The following is a 19,087-nucleotide window of genomic DNA, read 5'->3' on the forward strand; positions in this document are numbered from 1 at the left end:
ATTATTTATGGAGGAATCCATAAGAATTCTGCAATGAACCCTCAGACTCGTTGATGGTACTGCTGTAGATTGGCAGGAGATAGCGGTTCTTCACCTTCTCATTCAAGCCACCGCTGATGAACTCGAGGTTTGCTACATTAGTCTTTTTGGTGTTAGACTCCTTAGCCTCGTCGCCCCAGAATGTAACATACTTATAGTCAGCAGCATTCTCAGGAGCCTCGGTGTCATACCAGCGTACAGACTTCATGTCGATCTTAACGAGTCCGTTCTCTGTATAAGTCTTATAGTAGAGCTTTGTAGGATACTCATAAATCTGAGTCATATAGTCATTCTTCATCTGGTCGATCTTGGCGCTAAGCAAGTTCCAACGCTCCAGCTCGTACTTACGAACACCCTCACCAGCGAACTCCAGAGCGTTCTCGTCAACGATGGCGTTGAAGAAAGCGTCCTTGTCTGAAGAGATACCATCGATATAAGCCTTTGCCTCAGCCTTGTCAGCGTCAGCATAGGCACGCTCGTGAACGAGAGCAAGAGCCTGACGGGCAGTCAGACCGCAACCGCCGGTAGCGACATCAGGATTACCGTTGAGTTCGTTCATCACCTCAGCATACCAAAGAAGGACCTGAGAGTAACGAAGCTTCACATAGTTGATACCAGTACCGAACTTGGCATTCTTGATCTTTGCGATAGCAGACCAGTCGTCGCTGAACTTGCGAACGTCCCACTTTCCGCAATAGATGTTGAATGGTTTGTTGCCGAGCATTGTCTCGGTGGTAACGCCATTGTCAACCTTGATTTCGAAGTTGGCACATGTAACGTCGCGACGAGTATCCTTGCCGCTGTGGTCGTACTTCCAGAAGAGAGTAGAAGGCAACTGAACGTTAGCTGAAGAGTTTCCCTTCAGAGCATAAGCACAGTTGTCAGCAAAACGCACACCGATACCATAGCCCAACTCGCTGGAGTTGCCCAATCCCATAGGAACCTCGAAAAGGTTCTCCTGATACTGGGTGTCGAGAGTCTGCTTGTTGATGAGGGTCCACTCATCCTCGAAGCTTGGGTTCAGCTGGTGCTTGCCAGAACTGATGACAGCATTGAGATGTGTCAGCGCAAGGTTGTAATACTTCACGCGGTCTTCATCGCTGCAACGCTGTGTAGGATATGTAGGATCACTATTCTCTGTAGCTGTTACATATCCCTCCTTTGCAGCCTCACGAATAGCCCAACCAGAACGCTGAAGTGCAATCTGAGCGAGGAGAGCGTGAGCATAACCCTTTGTGGCATGCTCTGTGGTATAGCTGCTCTGACCAGCCCAAGGCAGATAGTTGATTGCCTCTTCAAGGTCATTGATTAGATAGTCCATGATCACATCACGGTCTGTCTTGCCGGTATTGATGTTAGAGAGGTCGTTCTTTGTAGGCTCTGTCTTGAATGGAACATCACCCCAGTTGCGTATCAACTCATGATAAAGCATAGCTCTGAGAGTGAGCGCCTCGCCCTTATACTGAAGGAGCTGCTTTTCCGTCTTGTCAGTTGTCTCTGGAGAAATTCCCTTGAGACCCTCAATGATGTTGTTGCAATACTCGATACTCTCATAGAGGTGATCCCATGCATCACGAGACTTTGCGAAAGAAGCGTCGTTGTCGGCATAATAGTTGTTCAGATCACGGCCCTTACCCTCAGCCTTGGCATTCGACTCGCCATAGGCATTAGCAAACTCAACGTCGGAGTTAGCCATAAAGGTATAGCAAAGCACCTGAGAATATGTGTAGTCCTCACAGAGAAGGCCATATGCCTTGTTGAGCACATTCTTGGTATAATATGTTGACTGCCAAACGTTGCTTGCGTCGGTGTCTGACGGTGATTTCTGGTCAAGGAAGTCGCTGCACGAAGAGAACGTAGCCAGGGCGACACCTCCCAACAATATCGTCTTTAATATATTTTTCATTTTGTTTTACTCCTTATTATATATTAGAATGATACGTTAACTCCGAATACATACAGACGGCTCTTAGGATAAGAAGCATAGTCTACACCCGGAGACATTCGAGACTTCTTGCTACTTGAGTCAACCTCTGGGTCGTTGCCTGAGTAACCTGTGATAGTAAGAAGGTTGTAGCCTGTGAAATAGAAACGCACGTTATTGAGGAACAAGTTCTTAAGCAATGACTTAGGAAGCGTGTAACCGATTGTGAGATTCTGAAGACGCAGGAAAGAAGCGCTCTCCACGAAGTAGTCGAGGAGATACATCTTGCTTACAGATACAGGGTTGTAGATGCTTGCGTTAGCGTTGATCTCGTTCAAGCGAGCGATAACGTTAGCCTCGTCACCACCATAATACTGTGCTACGTTTGTCGGGTTAGCCAATGACAGACCGTTTGCAGGGTCGATGTTTGTATATCTGTTCAGGAAATCACGGTTGAGGTTGTATCCCTTGCGTGTATCGTGGAAGAATGAAGAACCGAGCTTTGTTCCGTTCACGATCTTGTTGCCGAACTGATAGTTGAAGAATACAGAAGCGTCGAAGCCGTAGAATGTAGCGTTGAAACCGAAACCACCAGCCCATGGAGCGATGGTGTTGCCGAGCTTCTCCTTAACCACATTGCCTTCCTCGTCAACCTTCAGCTTTGGAGAACCAGGCTGCAGAGTACCGATTACTGTAGAGCTCTTGTCGAGCAGACCCTCACGGAGCTGCCATTTCTTGCCATCCCATGTGAGTTCACCGTTAGGATTCTTCTCTGCATCGTATGCTGTATAGTAGCCACGGAGTCTGTAACCCCATACTTCACCAAGGGAACCTCCCTCAACGACACGGAAGTTCTGACCTGTGTTCACGTCAGGAATAGTATAGTTTGTATCCCACTCAGAACCAGTGTTCAACTCGTCGATCTTGTTCTTGTTGTAAGAGATGTTTGCAGTCATGCTGAGAGTGAAGTTCTTCTTCTCGATGATTGAAGCATTCACAGCGAACTCAACACCCTTGTTAGATGTCTGACCGAAGTTCTTGTACATGAAGTTATAACCTGAGCTTGAAGAAATCTTGCTCAGCATCAGAAGGTCTTTGGTAGTGTTCCAATATAAATCCAAGTTACCGTTGATACGGCTGTTGAAGAATCCGAAGTCGAAACCGAGGTTACGTGTGATAGTAGTCTCCCACTTCAGGTCATTGTTTGACTTTGAGTTTCCGAGTTCCATCACAGTTCCCATCTCGCCACCGAAATATGGCTCTTTCAGTTTGCTGTAGTCGTTAGGGAAAGAGAATGGCTGATAGATGCTGCCAGAAGGGATACGGTTATTACCGGCCTCACCATAGCTCAGACGGAGCTTCAAGTTAGAAAGCCAGTCAACAGACTTCATGAAGTTCTCCTCGCTGATACGCCATCCGAGGGCTACAGCAGGGAAGAAGCCCCAACGGTTGCCAGAAGCGAACTTGCTTGAACCGTCGGCACGGAATGTAGCTGTCAAAAGATATTTGTCAGCATAGGTATAGTTCACACGTCCGAAGAATGATGCCATATTGTCCTTGGCACCGATTCTGTTGGCGTTAGGCTGAGCCTCGCCAGCACCCTGGTGGGCGAGTACCTCACCGATAGAGAAATCTGTAGGGAAATTGATTGTAGAAGAATAATAATCCTTCTGCAATGAGCTTGACCACTCCTGACCAACCAACACATTCAAACGGTCGCCCTTTGCGAAGGCATCCTTGGTATCGTATGTCAGGGTGTTGGCGTTACGCCAGTTGCGCACGTCAGTGCGGGAGAACTTAGACTTTGGAGCACCGGCACCTGTATTGTCGCTACGTGTAGCGAGCTTGTCCCAAGCCTGGTCAGTATTTTCAAATCTCCATGTGAAACCTAATTCAGAGCGGAAAGTGAAATGCTTGAACGGCTTCCAGTTCAAACCTGCATTGTAGTCCTGACGGAAACGACGCTGCTGCTTGTAAGTACCGCTCATACGGTCGTATGGATTGATATCGGTATTTGACGACTCGTCAGCATCGTCATCACTTGATGCGTTAAGTGGTTCAACAGGACGGTATGTGATTGCCTTGTTGATGATTGAGTTTGAGGCGCTTGCGTCGTTGGTATCGCCACCGGAGTTAAGACCGTCGACTACAGAATATGCCAAACGGGCATTGAAGTCGAGTGTCAACCATTTGTTCAACTTGCTGTTCAACTTAGCATTAACGTTGTTCTTGCTGAAGTTTGAACCCATCATAATGCTCTTGTCGTCGGTACGAGAATAGCTGACGTTGAACTTTGTCTCCTTGGAGCCACCGCTTACAGATATGTTGTAAATCTGCTGCAGACCGGTTCTGCCGAAGAGCTCATCCTGCCAGTTGCGACCGGTAACAGACTTCCAGATATCCATATCTCTCCAGTCACCATACTCCTGCTCCTTGCCATACTGAGTCTCATACTGATACTTGGCATAGTCGTATGGAGAGAGGACGTCGAGTTCCTTCATCACCTTGCGCACACCGAGAGAAGCGCTGAAGTTCACCTGTACCTTGCCTTCCTTACCGCTCTTGGTTGTAACGATTACAACACCGTTGGCACCACGTGCACCATAGATAGCCGTTGATGAAGCATCCTTCAACACGTCGATGCTCTCGATATCGTTAGGCGCAATGTCGCTGATTGAGCTGACAGGGAACCCGTCAACGATGTAGAGAGGAGAGTTGTCCTGAGAAAGAGAACCACCACCACGCACACGAATCTTCACATCGGCATCTGGTGAACCTTCTGTTGTAGTAACAGTCACACCAGCCATCTTACCCTGGATAGCCTCAGAGGCTGTAGATACAGGGATGTTTGCCAAATCCTTGGCACTGACAGAAGTGACAGAACCGGTAAGATCCTTTTTCTTCACCGTACCGTAACCGATTACAACGACATCATTCAAGGTTGTCGCTTCGTCCTCCATTACGATGTTAACACTGCTCTTGCCGCTAACATTGACAGTAGCAGTCTTCATACCGATGTATGAAACTGTAATCTGTTTGCCACCGGAAAGTTTGATGGAGAAGTTACCGTCAAGATCGGTAACAGCCATGTTCTTGGCTCCTTTCTCCTGGATGGTAGCTCCGATGATCGGCTCACCAGTGCTATCCTTCACATTTCCTTTTAGCGACTGCGCTGACAGACTGCCTACGAAGAACAGCATAAGCGCAATAAGTCCTAGTCGAAAAGTTTTTAAATTACCAAACATAGTTTTTACTAATAAAAATAAAATAATTAAAAAGATATTGCAAAGTTACAATTTTTCAAAATATAAACAACATAAAGAGGTGTCAAACTGCACTTAATGCGTTAAAAACTCCACAAACCATATATATTTCAATGGCAAACAACTTGTTTTGCAATGAAAACATAAGGCAAAAGGAGCGCACACCAAAAGAAGATGCGCGCACCCTTAAATATTTATACCAATGAAAAACTTCTATAAATTACTTCACGATTTTAGTCGTTTTCATGCTGCCGTCATTCATTTCCTGAACCATGATGAGCACACCACGCTGACTGCCGTCAACACGCACACCCTGGAGGTCATAGAACATTGTAGATACAACATTCTCGCCATCCACTTTCATGCTGTTGATGCCTGTGGTAGTTGTTGAACCTCCACCGAAGCCTCCCATTGCATTTGCGGCACGCACGAGATAATCGGCAGCTTTCTTGCCCTCGGCAACCGTCCATGATGTTGACGATGTCATGCCAACGAACAGCTCATCGCAGAACACTGCATATGCCTTAGCTCCTTCGGATGCAGCCCATGTAATGGTGTTGCCTTCGGATGTCAAGAGACCGAGTCCCACCTGTGCGCAGTCTGCATCAGGAGTCCATGTAGGGAACACTTTGTCAAGAGCATACTCAGCTGCCTGGTCAGCAGTGAGGATTGTCTCCATCTCGTTTACTTTATTGTCCTTTGTGAACTTCAGCACGTTAGAAGCAGGAGAAACCACATTGCCCTGGGCATCCTTTGTGTTAAACTCTACGAACTTGTCGGCAGGAACGTTCATTCCACCAACAGTGAAACGGTCCTTGATAATCATGTCTGGCTGAAGAAGAGTTGTGTTCAAGTATGCCAGACGAGGAGTTCCTCCCCACGCACGACCATAGTTGAAGGTCTCTGCATAGTTGTCTACAACACATTCGTTCATCACGTAGCCCCATTTTGAACCGTCTGTATAAGGTGCTGCTATAGTACAACCACCCTTACCATCGGCACTACGTTTCTCAACAACGAACTTACACCTATTATAATATACATCGCCACCACCGCAGAGGAAGTCAACAGTACCATGGATTTCTGAGTCTTCCCAATAATACTTACCTCCATTGTTGTTGCTATAGTATGTATCCTGATAAGAAAGCATCTTCACATTCTTGCAGATGGTTCCGTCACCCTTGTCCTGCAGACAAACCGCACGACCGGCAGAACCAGAACTGTAGTAGTCAAGTGCGTTCTGAAGAGTCAGGTCCTGTATATATAGATTCTTTCCTGTAACATAGAGAGTCGCTGTTGTTCCGATTCCCTCGTTCTTCACATCCGGAGCATTCTTGATGATGGTCTTGTCCATGCTCTGACCGATGATAGAGATATTGTTTCCAGAAACATCGGTCAGCGCAACCTTACCGAGGTCGTATGTTCCGTTTGGCAGGAAGATACATGTGCGCTCAGTAGCGCTGCTGTTTGCATTGGCAAGATCGAGCATAGTGAGGAAGTTGCCGCCGTTGCCTGGCTGGCAGACATAATATCCGAGTTCGTTCTTCTCAGTTGAAGCGTCGCCAAGGTTGGCAACAACGAGCTTGTGCATATACATGCCACCATCGGCAACGAGAGTAAGAGTTCCTGGCTCACCGGTATATTCGATGCTCTGCATCACACCGTCATTGCTCTTGTCGAGAGCGATCGAAGCGACCTCTGTTTCACCGTTCATGAGTTTCAGGTTAGCAGCACCGCTATATTTGCAGCCTGTAACGAAGATGAGAGAGTGACGGCCAGAGAGGATATCAATCTTATCGCCGTCGCTGAACGACCAGCCATGCTGCTTGTCGTGGAAAGCTCCACCTGTAGGACAGAAGCCTTCATGGTCTTCTGCATAGAAATATGGATCTGCGAGATTATAAGTATAGCGGTTTACGTCGCTTGTCACTTCAATGTCGGTTGCCACAGCGTAAAGGCTGGTAGGACCAGTCACGATGTCAGCAGTAGTATATTTGCGTCCGCCATCGCTCTTTACGAACCATCCGCGGAACGCCTTTCCGTCGGTAACGATTACGCCGTCGCCGTTTCTCAAGTTTGCTATTGGAGAATCCTTCTCCACCTGCTGAACAGCCTCAAGCACAGTTCCGTCTGTATTATAATATGTGAGGGTATAGTCTGGCTTGAATGCCACTGTCAGTTTATATGTCACAGTCTTGTCGCCTGCAGCCACCACCACGGTAACGACAGTACTGTTGTCATCCCCCTTATTATATTCAATGCTCTTGATTTCTCCATTGTCTGGAGTTCCGAACACTACAGGGTTGGCAGCCTCGTCTACCATCTGCTCCTTCTTTGAAATCTCGACGGTAGCACACATGTCGCCGTCTGCGTTTTCCTCACAGATATCAGCAGTCTGGTAATCAACTCCGTTGATTGTCACCTTGCCCAAAGCCGGAGTCTTCGAGAGGTCAACGAGTCCGTAGATGGCAAGTTCGAGAAGATATGCATTCTGGTTTGTTGTGATATTCTCAAAACGCAGTTTACAGTTTGTCTTGTTCACGTCAACATCAACATCGCATCCCGATGCCGGGTTGGCAACAGTGCTTGACACTACCACCCAGTCTGCATCACCGTCACCTTTGGCCAGGAGTTTCCATCCGCGGTTGCCACCTGTAGCACCATGACGGAAATGAACCTTAGTGACAGATGCCAAAGCCGAAGTCTCTATATATGGAGTCTCGCTCTTGGCAGCCATCAGCATACCGCCGTTCCAATCAGGGAATTTACTGGTATTGAAGTTTGTGGCACCAATCTGGGTATTGAAAACAGAGAAGGTAAGAGACTCATGACTGTATTTGGTATTCCATACCGCTGTAGTCACCTGTTTGTCGTCAGCCTTTGTCTCGTAAGCTCCCCAATCAGAGAAATCGGTGCTGTAGAGTTCTTTTGTAGCGATGGCTGAAACGAAAGTCACCTGCACTCCATAAAGATAACCACTATCAGTAGCCTTTATCTCTACATATCCTTTAGCCACTTCATCGGTTGTGGCGCGATGCTCGTTCACATCGGCTGTTGCTGCCACACCGCCAACGGTGTAACCACGATAATTGGGATAGTTCTCCACTACTACGATGTCGCGGGTTGACTTTACCGGCACCTGCAGAATCGTGCCACTGTTGAACTGTGCGTTGTTTCTGCCGATACAATAGAGTTTGCCGTTGGTGGCATCTACATGCATCGACACGCCTTCAACTGTGGAAGGAATGTCAACTGTGGTCTTCTGATAGTTCGTAGTTTCCTGGATGCCTGCCGGCAGGTCGTTCTTGAAGTCCCATTTTGCAGTCACGTCACCCTGTGCCTTAACCGATACGGCAGACAACAAGGCAATGACGCAAAACGTCAATGTCCTTAGAAAATTGTTCATGCTTTGATATAGATTAGTTTGTTTATTATGGCAAAGTTAACTCATTTATTGGACATTTACAAATAAAGCTAAAAAAAACATCCCATTCATTGTAAAAAAAACAACGAACAGGATATTTATATAGACATTTACATTTTCTTACTTGTTATTTTACCACGACCTTCAGACTTTCTTTCAGGTTCTTGCCATTGACTTTCAGTATTATCATACCATTTGACTTTGGTAGATAAATGCTTGTGTTGGTACCGTTGAAGTCGTGTTTGCCCAGGAGCATCCCGTCGGCATCGTAAGCGCTGATGACGAATTGGTCTTTTGCCTGTGCACCGTCAACACTTACTATCACCTGACCGTTGAAAGCCTGAACGAGACGCACCTTCTTGCCGTTGCTCTCGCTGTTCTGAATATAGCCAATGCCGTTGGTGGCGGAACCGAATGCTACAGATTTGCTCTTCAAGCCAAGTTCAAAAGCACCGAGGTCTGGTGCGGCGCCAGCATAGCGTATTGCCGGTATTCTGACGTTTTGTGAAGCATATTTTGTATTTTCGTCCACCACGGTGCCCTTGTCCACGAGCAGGGCATTGCCTTCCACGGGATGTGCCCAAGTGATGTTGTCCCACTGCAAATCGCCATTGGCGTCACGATCGGCAATAAGTTCTGCATAATTGTCTTCGTTTACCACATTCGACGGATCAACACTAAGGTCTGTCGTAACGAGGGTGCCGACAGAAATCTGGGTTCTTCCATATTTCATGCTTTTCTCGCCAAGCTTAGTAGGGTCTTCATGATGTGTGTCCGTCTTCAGATTGTCGTTGATGGATATACAGTTTGTTGCCACCAGCTCATGACCTGCCGCTATATCCTCATAGGCTCTATACGAATATGATTTCTTGAGCGTAAGACCGTCTACGCTTTTCAGAGCATAGCCCGTACAGTTGTTCATGATGATGTCGCCTGAGTTATGGTTCTGGTCGAATCCTTTGTTCACATTGTTTACTGCGATGCAGCGGTTCAAAACCACGTTCATCGCTCCCTGGTCTGAACCACACTTGAATCCGTTACCGTTTCCTTCAGTCAAGACACCATTGATAATAGCGTTTTCGTAAGCGAGACAGTTTTCAAACACTATCGTGACATTGTCCTTGAAGCCTCCGCTTTTCTTGAAGAAAACGTCGTAGCCGTCGTCTGAATTGTTGTATGCACGGCAGCCATAGAAATAATTTCCTGTTCCCACGGAAATCTTCGGTGCGAAACCGTCGGCATCACCATCTCCTTCGTCCTTGTTTTCAAAAGCGTCGCAGTTGAGGATATAGTTATAGGCTCCGAGATTCTTTATCTGAACGCCCGTATCACCGTTTCTATAGAATTTGCAATCTTCAATGATGTTGTCGTGGGCATCCTGTGTCCTGTTCTGGATGTCGGTTGACGAACCGCCGGTCGGCTTGTTGCGTTCGATGAGCAGTCCGTTGTCACTGGCGTTTGTCACGTCAACATGATAGAAATGCCAGTAAGACGAGGTGAGGCGTATTCCCTGGTATGGGTTGTCGCTATGCGAATGGTACGGATGGTCGCAGTTAATCACGGCGCGCCCGTCGAGGCAGACCAGCGAATTGTAATTGTCTGCCGTACCATTGCGGTCGTTGATGTTTATGCGTGCCGTAGGACGGTATTCTCCGGCTGCGAGACAGATTGTTGTTCCTGGATCCACAGCTTTGTCTATGGCAAGCTGAATGCTGGCAAGTGCCGTCTCCGGTGTCAGTCCGTCGTTGGCGTCGCTTCCCGTCGGTGAGACATAGATCTTTGGTCCTGATCCCAACTTTGCCGTTGCTATGGGTGCATCTCCCGTCATATAGTCGAGACCTGGTGTCTGGTCGTTCGGATTGTCGGGGTTGTCGGGCGATGTACCACCGCCTCCTCCTATGGTTTCCTCATCGCCGACGGCAAGGCTATAGATATACATTCCTCCTGTGATGCCTACCACTACGTCGCCATCAGCAACTACTTTACCGCTGCCCTGCTGATGTTCTTTTCCTGTAGAGGCAGGGAACGTGCCTTCAAGATTGACAAGAGCAAGCGAACGGGTTGACGACTTATTAGAAGTGCAGTATTCTATCTTCACCATCTCTCCCGCCTTGCGGTTGGGAATCACAAGCGAAGACGCATCGCCGAGCCACAACGCACCGGTGCTGCCGCCAAGTCTCAAATTACCATTGTCATTGGCAGTAATCGTGAAAGTCAATCCCTTAGCTACATCAAGTTCCGTATCGTTGGCCTTCACTGGCGCATTGTCCATGGCGAGAACATAGCAATAACGACTCTTTGAATCTTTCTTCCAGTTTGCATCACCGGAAATCAAACTTACATCAGCCTGCGAGACAGAGGTAAACGACCACGACCGATTGTCTGATTCTACATCTTGAGCCGAAAGTGTGGCACAAGACATTACCGTGGCTACAAGAGCCCATAATTGTTTCATAGGATAAGTATTAATGTTAGTAGATTACTGTATATATTGTTTTCTTTCATCTTGTCACTCCAAGATGTATGATCAGCATTGCAAATATAGTAAAATACAGACAATCCTATTCCAATGTAAGGCAAGTTATCAACGTAAACGTTTACGCCCAAATTATCAATTCCAACAATCCATAATTGCCGATATATGTAAAAGGCCGGATAGTGTGCAAAGGGGCAAAGGAGCCCCTTTCCCTTAGTATTTGTTCCGTATTCTCATCCTATTTCCGCTTGCGGCGGAAATAAAGCAGGTAACCTGTCACAGGCAGCGAAGCTCCGATGAGACTGACCACGAAAGTGATGATCTTCGTTATCATTCCTCCCCACGAACCGATGTGGAGTTGATGGAAGACCTGCATCATCTCCGTTCCCTTCGGCACAAGTTTCAGACCGAAGCCCAAGCCTGTTACGGCGAGAAGCATCAGCCAAAGGAGTGTCCACCAGCCAAGACTGACATGAAGGTCGAACAGGCGGCGTTTGCCTCCCTTGCCCCACTCCACCTTGAAGCGATGACACAGCTGCTTGCCGTTTTGGGGCAGGAATACGAATATTCCGCTTATCAGTATAAAGACAAACAACAATGTGGTGTAGGTGACAATAATCTTGCCCACCGGTCCCATCATGAGTCCGGTGTGGAATTTGGTGACATAGGAGAAGAAGTCTCTCTTTGTAGTAGTACCGTATGGTGCATCCTTGGCAGGAGACTTGGTCTTCAATGCGTCCTTGCCCTTTGCCACATCCTTATCCTCTACAGAAGATTCTTTCTTGGATGCCGGTGCGCCCTTACCAATGACGTCATCCTTTGCAGAAGGTGACGGATGGCATTTTTCTCTCGAAGAACACTTGTCGCATCCGTCGGGAGAACATTGGTGGGGAGCTGCTGCCTTTTCCTTTCGGAAAGAAGCTGTCTCGTCTTTTGCGCCTTTTCCCTTTATGGCATTGTCTGTTTTTCCTCCTTTGTCGCCCTTGGCGTGCGGAGCAACGACTCTTGGCATTCCGAGAGCATTCCTTATCTCATTCTTGAACACGAGGGTGGCTCCCGACAGGCAGATAAGCATTATGATAATGCCCAAAGGCAACGAGAGCCACAGATGGATTTTCAGAAGTATTTTCTTTGTCATAGATGTTCTTTTATCAAAACAGCACAAGGAGAGCAGAGAACCAAAACATGATGATTCTGCCACTCTCCTTAGCATAACGTAAAAATGTCTGTTTTATTTTGCGAAATTCACCTTTAGTCCTACTACAAGCATTCTGCCCGGTGAATAGAGGGCAACTTTCTGCGAAGGAGTGTCGATGCGATGGTCGGTCTTGTCGAAGATATTGTCGATGCCGATGCTTGGAACGAGCTTGAACATCCTGCCCACCGTGAAGGTATGGGTGGTGTTCAGATTTATGAACCCATGGCGTTAGGGGTGAACGACACCTGGGGCATGAGCTTTGTCAGCACATCCTGGAAGTCTGTCGCTCCTGTTTCCTTGATTGCTTTCTGCGAAAGCACATGCACGGGTGTAGTGGTGGACTTCAGCAGCTGATGGTGACCGTTTCCTGTTACCACCACCGGGTTGAGGTCTATTGACTTGCGAATGTCGTTGTCGCCATCCGTTCCATCATATACATTACTTGCCACGGCATTTACGCAGCCCAATGAAGCGGCTACGGCAACATTTAGTTATATTTGATGTTTCCTTATCGTATTTGTTTATTACCCATTTTAAAGTCTGAATCCAATCAATCCCCAATGACCGATTTGGGTAAAAAAGACTAATACCTATTTTTTATTATTTATGAAATGTTGCGTTGTTTGTCTTTCCTGAATCCACATCCTTTACCTGTTCGGCTATCTTGCCTATTATCATTTCCTGTATTTCCTTCATTTCTCCGAGTCCTTTTCCAAACACTTCCACATGATAGCCTTTTGTCTGAAGCCGCTGCTTCCACACGCCGTCGATGTCATCCTTCTGATGGTTGCCTGCGATATAGAGCAGAGGGACGAGAAGCACATTGGGATTCCTGACGCCTGCCAGCTGCTTCTCCACATTATCGATTGTAGGGAAACCTTCTATCGTGCCCACATGCCACGATGGCTTACCCTCTGCTTTCAGCAGATAGTCTATCTGACTGTACATGGCATTTGCCGGACTGTCGCTGCCATGCCCCACGAGCACAACCTGCGTTTTTGTGGCATCCACAGACTTGTCTGCAAGAAGGCTCTTGTTTATCATCTCTATCATCATGCGGCAGTCATCCACAGAATATAGCAAAGGGCGAACTGCCGACACGGAGCGGAAGTCTTTCTTCACCCGGTTTACCTCCTTCTTCAGCATCTCCGTCATCACTCCGTCGAGGAGCATCGTGCTCTGCACTACGAGCTTGCTGCAACCCAAAGTCTTCAGGGAGTCGATGGCCTGTGAAACGGAAAGTTTCCTGACGCCGCGCTTTGCAAGCATCTTTATAACCGACGGAGCGGAATATGCCTCAACGACGGCACAGTCGGTGAATATCTCTGCCACACGAGCATTAAGTCTGTCGATGGTCTGCATACGAGAGTTGTCGTTTGAAGTGCCATAATGCACAAGAAGGATTCCTGTCTTACCGTTTTCTGCATTCTGCGCCATGCTTGTTGCAACGCAGAACAAAAATATAATTATCGTCAATATGTTTCTTTTCTTCATATCAAATGGAATATAATGATTTTATTCATTACCGATTCAGACAAAGACACACGAAATACGTTACACCTGTCTTCTGAACCGCGGTGCAAAGTTAAAGACAATTGAATATATAGGCAAAACCTAAAAACTATGATATTGCATAGGCGACATTGAGATATACATCATTGATTCCACTACTTCCAAACTCGTCTGTAGAGGGCACGTCTATCCTGACGTAATTTCATTTTTGCATCGAGCTATCTCGATGCCGCTAAAACAACAATTAAAAAAATCGGCAAGCCTAATTACCGGTTTTTGAAAACCGCATCAGGCTGCCTCTCCAAAAGGAGTTCTTGGACAAGCCAAGCATCCTCGGAGTTCCTCGGCTGATCGCCTTCGGGGAGCAAGCTCTGGCAGATTTTTCACATTGATTTGACACACTCATTATACACCGCTAACCCTTTCACGGTCAACAAATATTTCTGGCGAGGATGGCGTGGTGAATCTTGAAATTTCATTTTTACCAAGCCTTTAGTAACGGCTGGCGTAAGAGAATATTCAAGGAAATTGGGACGATTCTTCAAACCGACCGCCTCCATCATTTCCTTTACGCTCTTCTCATCTGTTCCTATCGCAACAACTAACCGTTTTATATTTTCAGATAACGTAGATACGGTTTCATCAGAACTTGTATGGGTGCTTGTATGGGTACTTGTATGGGTGTCACCAACATCTGCATATCCAATCAGCATATAACGGTTCTTCAGTTCATGATGTTCGCCCAACATCAAATTACGAAAGAACTTGATGAGGAATGACTTGTTTGGCTCTATACCCTTTGACGGATTACGATAGTTAGCACGAACAAGGGCATTGCGGAAGTACCAAGAGTTGTCGGCAAACAAATCGTTGTCCACTTTGAATCCGATAGAGCGCAGATATTTGATGACAAACACCGCAGTTGTTCTTGTGTTGCCCTCACGAAACGGATGGTTCTGCCATAGCAAGGTGACGAAATCTACAATGTGACTGATGATTTCATCCGTTGACAGTCCTTTGTAATTAAAGTCCTTTTCTTGCTGAATGTCATATCGCAACGCCATCATAATGTCGGCAGCACGTCCATACACAACAGTATCTCCTTGCAATATCCATTCCTTCTTGCTGATGTCATAGGGGCGTACTTCACCAGCATGTTTGAATACACCCTCAAACAAGTGCCTATGGATATTCAGAAATTCCAATGCTGTAAACGAAAAAGACTTCTCGCTCAGTAGCTTGGCTATATTGGCAGCCACACGGTCGGCCTCTTCCTTTTCAGCATCGTCCTCGTCATGAGTAGTTTTGTTGACATAATACGATTTCAACTGCTCGCGCACATCATCAATGGTAATATCACCCTCAATGTGTCTGACAGCCGTTTCCTTCAGATAGTCCGACACCTTCAGTCCGTCAACATCCTGCAAACCAATAGCAGTGCGCCATGCCGAAGCCCTTTCGCGCTTATGTGGCTCTGCCACACGCTCGTAGGCTTCGAAGTCAAGGTATAGTTGTTTGTTTTTATCAGTCATTATTGCCAACCTTTATGTTTCCAATCTTACACACAAAAGGAATGTACCTGTCACTGCCTTTCCTCTGTGCTTTCAGTATATCACACTCTCCTAAATCTGCTGGCTTATCGGAATTGTACTCTATGAGTAGGTACTGCTTGGCATTCTTTTCTTGTCGAATCAAGAAACCTTCTGGAATGCTTTCCTTTTCCACAAGGCGAACAGGCGCAGTCAATTCAAAAGGCGTTGCTTCACTATTTTTCCAATAATGGAACATGATATAGCGAACACTTTTGAATGCTTTAATAGCTTCTGCCGACAAATTTGTTTCTTTTATGCCTAACGCAATTTTGCAAGCAGATTCAGTTTTGTGACGAGCTGAAGGAGTAATGGCATACATAAGAAGCAAATCAAGATTACCCTCAAACAAGTCTTCTCGTTTTGTATTCCAAAGTCTTACTTCGACACTATATGGAATAAATATATTGTCAGCAACCATCATCGAAACATCCTCTTCTTGCATTTCGTAGTGTTTCGAGCCAAACGATGGTTGCAAAGATGACTTTTCGGTATCATCATCTTTCACTATATCCATTGTCGTCTTTATTTCTTTAGCTCGCCAATCTTTAACTCTTTGAATTGTCAACTTTTCTATCGCACGGATATATGTCTCCATAAATTTGTAGTCAATGGAGCTAGAAGAAGTGACGGGGAGAATTATCTCATCCTTTTCCATGAGTTCTTTAGTCCATTTATATGTATATCCATACTTCTTTCCACTTTTTCTAAGTGAAGCGCAAAAGAACAGAGCAAGTCGTTCATTCAATAGACGCTTAAAGGTCAATACATTCACATCATCTGAAGCCCAATAACTATCGGTTTGGTAAAATGCTTCACCGACAGAACCATTGTATGTAACAGTAATGGTATTGCCATTGTGTATATGTGAAGAGTTTGAAACCTTTGCGGTTACACCATTATTTACAGATGTTGAGCCAATAAAGTTAATTGTTCCAGGAATCATATTGTCTTTTGTCAACCTTTTTCCTTTCTTTATATCAAATATGGTACTTATTACTATTGGTCTTGTTTTGTGATTTTTAAAGTCTCGTAGTGTAGACCACTCTTCCTCCGTCAATTCACAATCCTCAAATCCTGCAACTTTTAGATAAGCCTCCATCTCGCGGATGCGAGATTCCTCCATCTCGCGGATGCGAGATTCCATAAAGGCAAAGTCCAATCCGCCAGTTTTTGTTACAGGCAGATGAATGCATTGTTCCTTGATCTTAGTCCAAGTCCCCATATTGTTATATGAGAAAGCCTTTTTCATATATGACATCGTGCTCACGAGATAAAGACCTATATTGCGATTCTTTATGATGTCTCCAGACAAAGAAAATACATGATTATGCGTCGCCATTTTGTACTCAAAATCGCGATAATATGCATTGCCCCAAAAATCGATAGTTATGGTGTTACTCTTGAATATTTTTGCCTTTCGATCAGTCTTTCCTTTTATGCCTTGAGCTTCTACCCCCGAATTGATAAAATAAGCACCTTTACCATTTATGTCCTTCTGTTGTAAATCTGTGTCACCTGTTTGAGCAGAAAACAATTCTCCTATCTTAAACTTCTTATACGCCCACGCCTTCAGCTTTGAAGGTCGTGGGCAAACTATTTTCCCAGGTCATTCTCTCCTTTAAGCACCTGTCCTACTTTCCACGAAAGATATTCTCTAACCACATTTTGAAAGTCTTCCTCTGTTGGCACAGTATCTATTTTTTTGTGTTGTCCGTAGGTCCAATCATTACCCGAGAAAGTGATATAATCCTCTATATAGCAATCTTTGAAGTAGTGCAAATTTTTATCGTTTGCACCTTTGCCATAAAGTACAAGTCTGCATACTTCGTCATAGCGTTCCTTGGCATGGTCGGTATCACGAAGGTTTACGCTCTGCCCAGATTTTTTACGGTTCATACGCGTGTAGCCATCGTTGCTGAAATCGATGAAGCGTACCAAATCATTATCCGCATTATGCGGACGGTTCACCTCAAGCACATAAATGGCAGTCTGCACGCTTGCCTTTCCACAGAATATGTCTGCCATTTTGATTGATGCACGTAATGTATTGTTTTTGAGAATATTTGCAGTGAACGGCAAACCATTGCCACTACCAGCATTCTCTTGAATGAGGACTGCTGCCCGTCCGCCATGAGTCATTTTTTTTAATGCCTTTTCTACAAAAACGAATCCCTTGCCATCAGCAGAATAAGGAGGATTAAGCAGAAACACATTGGCAGGAAATGGTTTGTCCTTCAAGTCACCCTGTTTGTAATTTCCATCGTATTCCAAAGAGTTACCTTGGATGATGTTTGCGCTGCCGTCCTTCATTAGGATCATGTTCAAAACGGCAAGCATATATACATCCGGCAACTTCTCTATACCGAGAAGCTGTTCCATCTTGATATGGCTGATTTTCTCTTCCAGTTTGTGCGGACTATTGATTTTTTGCTTAGCATCATCTATCATGTGGTGCATTGCCGAAATAAGGAAACCTGCTGAACCCGTGGCAAAATCCCATACATAAGAGTTCATATTCACTTCACATAATTTAGCCATTAGCTCAGTAACATAGCGAGGCGTCAGTACAACATCGTTTTCGCCACCATCAGGAACATCAACCCATTCGTTCATTACATTAAACAAACGGCCAGTAAAATCAATATTGTGCAATTCTCCCGTGACATATGGCAGGATGTCATGTTTTACATCTGCATAAATAGAATGTAACTTACTTAATCCCCCCTCGTCTGGGTTCTGCAACCCTGATTGCAAAAATACCACTTTGAGAATATCCGTGATCATCTCTATTTTTTCCTTTGGCAGTTTTTTGTGCGACAGATACAGCCTTATCTTACTCATTATAATCTGTCCGTCATTATCCTCTTTATCTGTTTTTCCTGTCAAATCTTCAATACGGAGAGGCTGAACACCTTCTGCACCAAGTCCTGCCATGATAAGACCTGCTACCAACTGAACACGATTGTTAACCACTATCTGCTTTTCATCATGCAGGTTCTGATTCAATGCTTTTAGTTTGCGTTCTATTTCATCTTCAAGTGCCAGTTTGCGCTCTTCAAGTTCTTCTGGGCTTAAAACAAGTGCATCAATTTTCTCGATAAAAGTCTTTGCATTGTCTTTCAGTAAAAAAGAAATATCCTCATAAATCCCCACGTGTTTTGGCACAAAGAGATTGTCTTTAGACACATACCACACATCTACTTCGTGAATTTCCGTTTTGGCTTCATCATACCCATTTACGCCTATTGCCAAAGCCTCTTTATAGCTATCTGTAAAACTGAGTATGGCATTGGCATAATGAACAGCACCATTAACAGCATACTTCGAAATATTCTGATAATTAGGCTCTAAATTTTTCTTTGTATTGTCAACTTCGCCTTTGTCGTTAACCTTAATAAGACACCCTTTCTTGCCTTTCACTTCAATCATCACAGGAATTCTGCGGCAGTTTTCTACAGTAAGCAGATATTTAATATCTGGATAATTTTTTCCAGAACCGCCCTGTTTGCTTGGAGCCTTTTCAAGAGCCGACTCTATCTCGGAATTGATAAAGTCGGTTTTCGTGTAATATTTCTGTCCTGCGAATTGTTTCTTGCACCAATCCTCAATCCGCTCTTCTATGCTTTTTATTGTCTTAGCCATTTTGCTTTTTCTATTTA

The 19,087-nt window shown here is 45.4% G+C and carries 11 protein-coding genes; all 11 read right to left on the minus strand.

Going from position 1 to position 19,087, the window contains the following annotated elements:
• Position 1: 1 nt before the first annotated feature.
• On the minus strand, positions 2–1,945 hold the full coding sequence (locus ACDC99_RS05960) for a RagB/SusD family nutrient uptake outer membrane protein (RefSeq protein ID WP_044066264.1): 1,944 nt from the start codon (positions 1,943–1,945) through the stop codon (positions 2–4).
• A 23-nt stretch (positions 1,946–1,968) separates the two neighbouring features.
• Positions 1,969–5,208, minus strand: coding sequence for a SusC/RagA family TonB-linked outer membrane protein (locus tag ACDC99_RS05965; protein WP_044073274.1), 3,240 nt, complete (start codon positions 5,206–5,208; stop codon positions 1,969–1,971).
• Positions 5,209–5,446: 238 nt separating this feature from the next.
• Positions 5,447–8,632, minus strand: coding sequence for a pectinesterase family protein (locus ACDC99_RS05970; protein WP_370756178.1), 3,186 nt, complete (start codon positions 8,630–8,632; stop codon positions 5,447–5,449).
• 145 nt (positions 8,633–8,777) lie between these two features.
• The gene (locus ACDC99_RS05975) at positions 8,778–11,105 is read right to left on the minus strand and encodes a right-handed parallel beta-helix repeat-containing protein (RefSeq protein ID WP_370756180.1); all 2,328 of its coding nucleotides are present in this window, start codon (positions 11,103–11,105) and stop codon (positions 8,778–8,780) included.
• Between the two features lie 259 nt (positions 11,106–11,364).
• On the minus strand, positions 11,365–12,264 hold the full coding sequence (locus ACDC99_RS05980) for a PepSY-associated TM helix domain-containing protein (RefSeq protein ID WP_370756182.1): 900 nt from the start codon (positions 12,262–12,264) through the stop codon (positions 11,365–11,367).
• Positions 12,265–12,357: 93 nt separating this feature from the next.
• Complete coding sequence (locus tag ACDC99_RS05985) at positions 12,358–12,501, minus strand: hypothetical protein (protein WP_288176886.1); 144 nt, start codon at positions 12,499–12,501, stop codon at positions 12,358–12,360.
• A gap of 35 nt (positions 12,502–12,536) precedes the next feature.
• On the minus strand, positions 12,537–12,773 hold the full coding sequence (locus ACDC99_RS05990) for a hypothetical protein (RefSeq protein ID WP_370756184.1): 237 nt from the start codon (positions 12,771–12,773) through the stop codon (positions 12,537–12,539).
• A 151-nt stretch (positions 12,774–12,924) separates the two neighbouring features.
• Entirely contained in the window at positions 12,925–13,761 is an 837-nt protein-coding gene (locus ACDC99_RS05995; protein ID WP_370756186.1) for a sirohydrochlorin cobaltochelatase, read from the minus strand.
• A gap of 458 nt (positions 13,762–14,219) precedes the next feature.
• Positions 14,220–15,368, minus strand: a complete 1,149-nt coding sequence (locus ACDC99_RS06000) for a Fic family protein (RefSeq protein WP_370756188.1) — start codon at positions 15,366–15,368, stop codon at positions 14,220–14,222.
• Positions 15,361–17,025 carry a restriction endonuclease subunit S gene (locus tag ACDC99_RS06005; RefSeq protein WP_370756915.1) on the minus strand — a complete coding sequence of 555 codons (1,665 nt, stop codon included), beginning with the start codon at positions 17,023–17,025 and terminating at the stop codon, positions 15,361–15,363. Before ACDC99_RS06005 ends, ACDC99_RS06000 begins: the two co-directional genes overlap by 8 nt.
• A complete protein-coding gene (locus tag ACDC99_RS06010) occupies positions 17,022–19,070 on the minus strand; it encodes an HsdM family class I SAM-dependent methyltransferase (RefSeq protein ID WP_370756190.1) in 2,049 nt (682 codons plus the stop codon). The genes ACDC99_RS06005 and ACDC99_RS06010 overlap by 4 nt, the downstream gene beginning before the upstream one ends.
• Positions 19,071–19,087: the final 17 nt, after the last annotated feature.

The sequence above is a fragment of the Prevotella pectinovora genome, assembly GCF_041323955.1.
GTDB classification, from domain to species: Bacteria; Bacteroidota; Bacteroidia; order Bacteroidales; family Bacteroidaceae; genus Prevotella; species Prevotella pectinovora.

Bases quoted from the DNA above. Each gene is read 5' to 3' on its own strand.
- ACDC99_RS05960 (WP_044066264.1), bottom strand. From the start codon at position 1,945: ATGAAAAATATATTAAAGACGATATTGTTGGGAGGTGTCGCCCTGGCT.
- ACDC99_RS05965 (WP_044073274.1), bottom strand. From the start codon at position 5,208: ATGTTTGGTAATTTAAAAACTTTTCGACTAGGACTTATTGCGCTTATG.
- ACDC99_RS05970 (WP_370756178.1), bottom strand. From the start codon at position 8,632: ATGAACAATTTTCTAAGGACATTGACGTTTTGCGTCATTGCCTTGTTG.
- ACDC99_RS05975 (WP_370756180.1), bottom strand. From the start codon at position 11,105: ATGAAACAATTATGGGCTCTTGTAGCCACGGTAATGTCTTGTGCCACA.
- ACDC99_RS05980 (WP_370756182.1), bottom strand. From the start codon at position 12,264: ATGACAAAGAAAATACTTCTGAAAATCCATCTGTGGCTCTCGTTGCCT.
- ACDC99_RS05985 (WP_288176886.1), bottom strand. From the start codon at position 12,501: ATGTTCAAGCTCGTTCCAAGCATCGGCATCGACAATATCTTCGACAAG.
- ACDC99_RS05995 (WP_370756186.1), bottom strand. From the start codon at position 13,761: ATGGCGCAGAATGCAGAAAACGGTAAGACAGGAATCCTTCTTGTGCAT.
- ACDC99_RS06000 (WP_370756188.1), bottom strand. From the start codon at position 15,368: ATGACTGATAAAAACAAACAACTATACCTTGACTTCGAAGCCTACGAG.
- ACDC99_RS06010 (WP_370756190.1), bottom strand. From the start codon at position 19,070: ATGGCTAAGACAATAAAAAGCATAGAAGAGCGGATTGAGGATTGGTGC.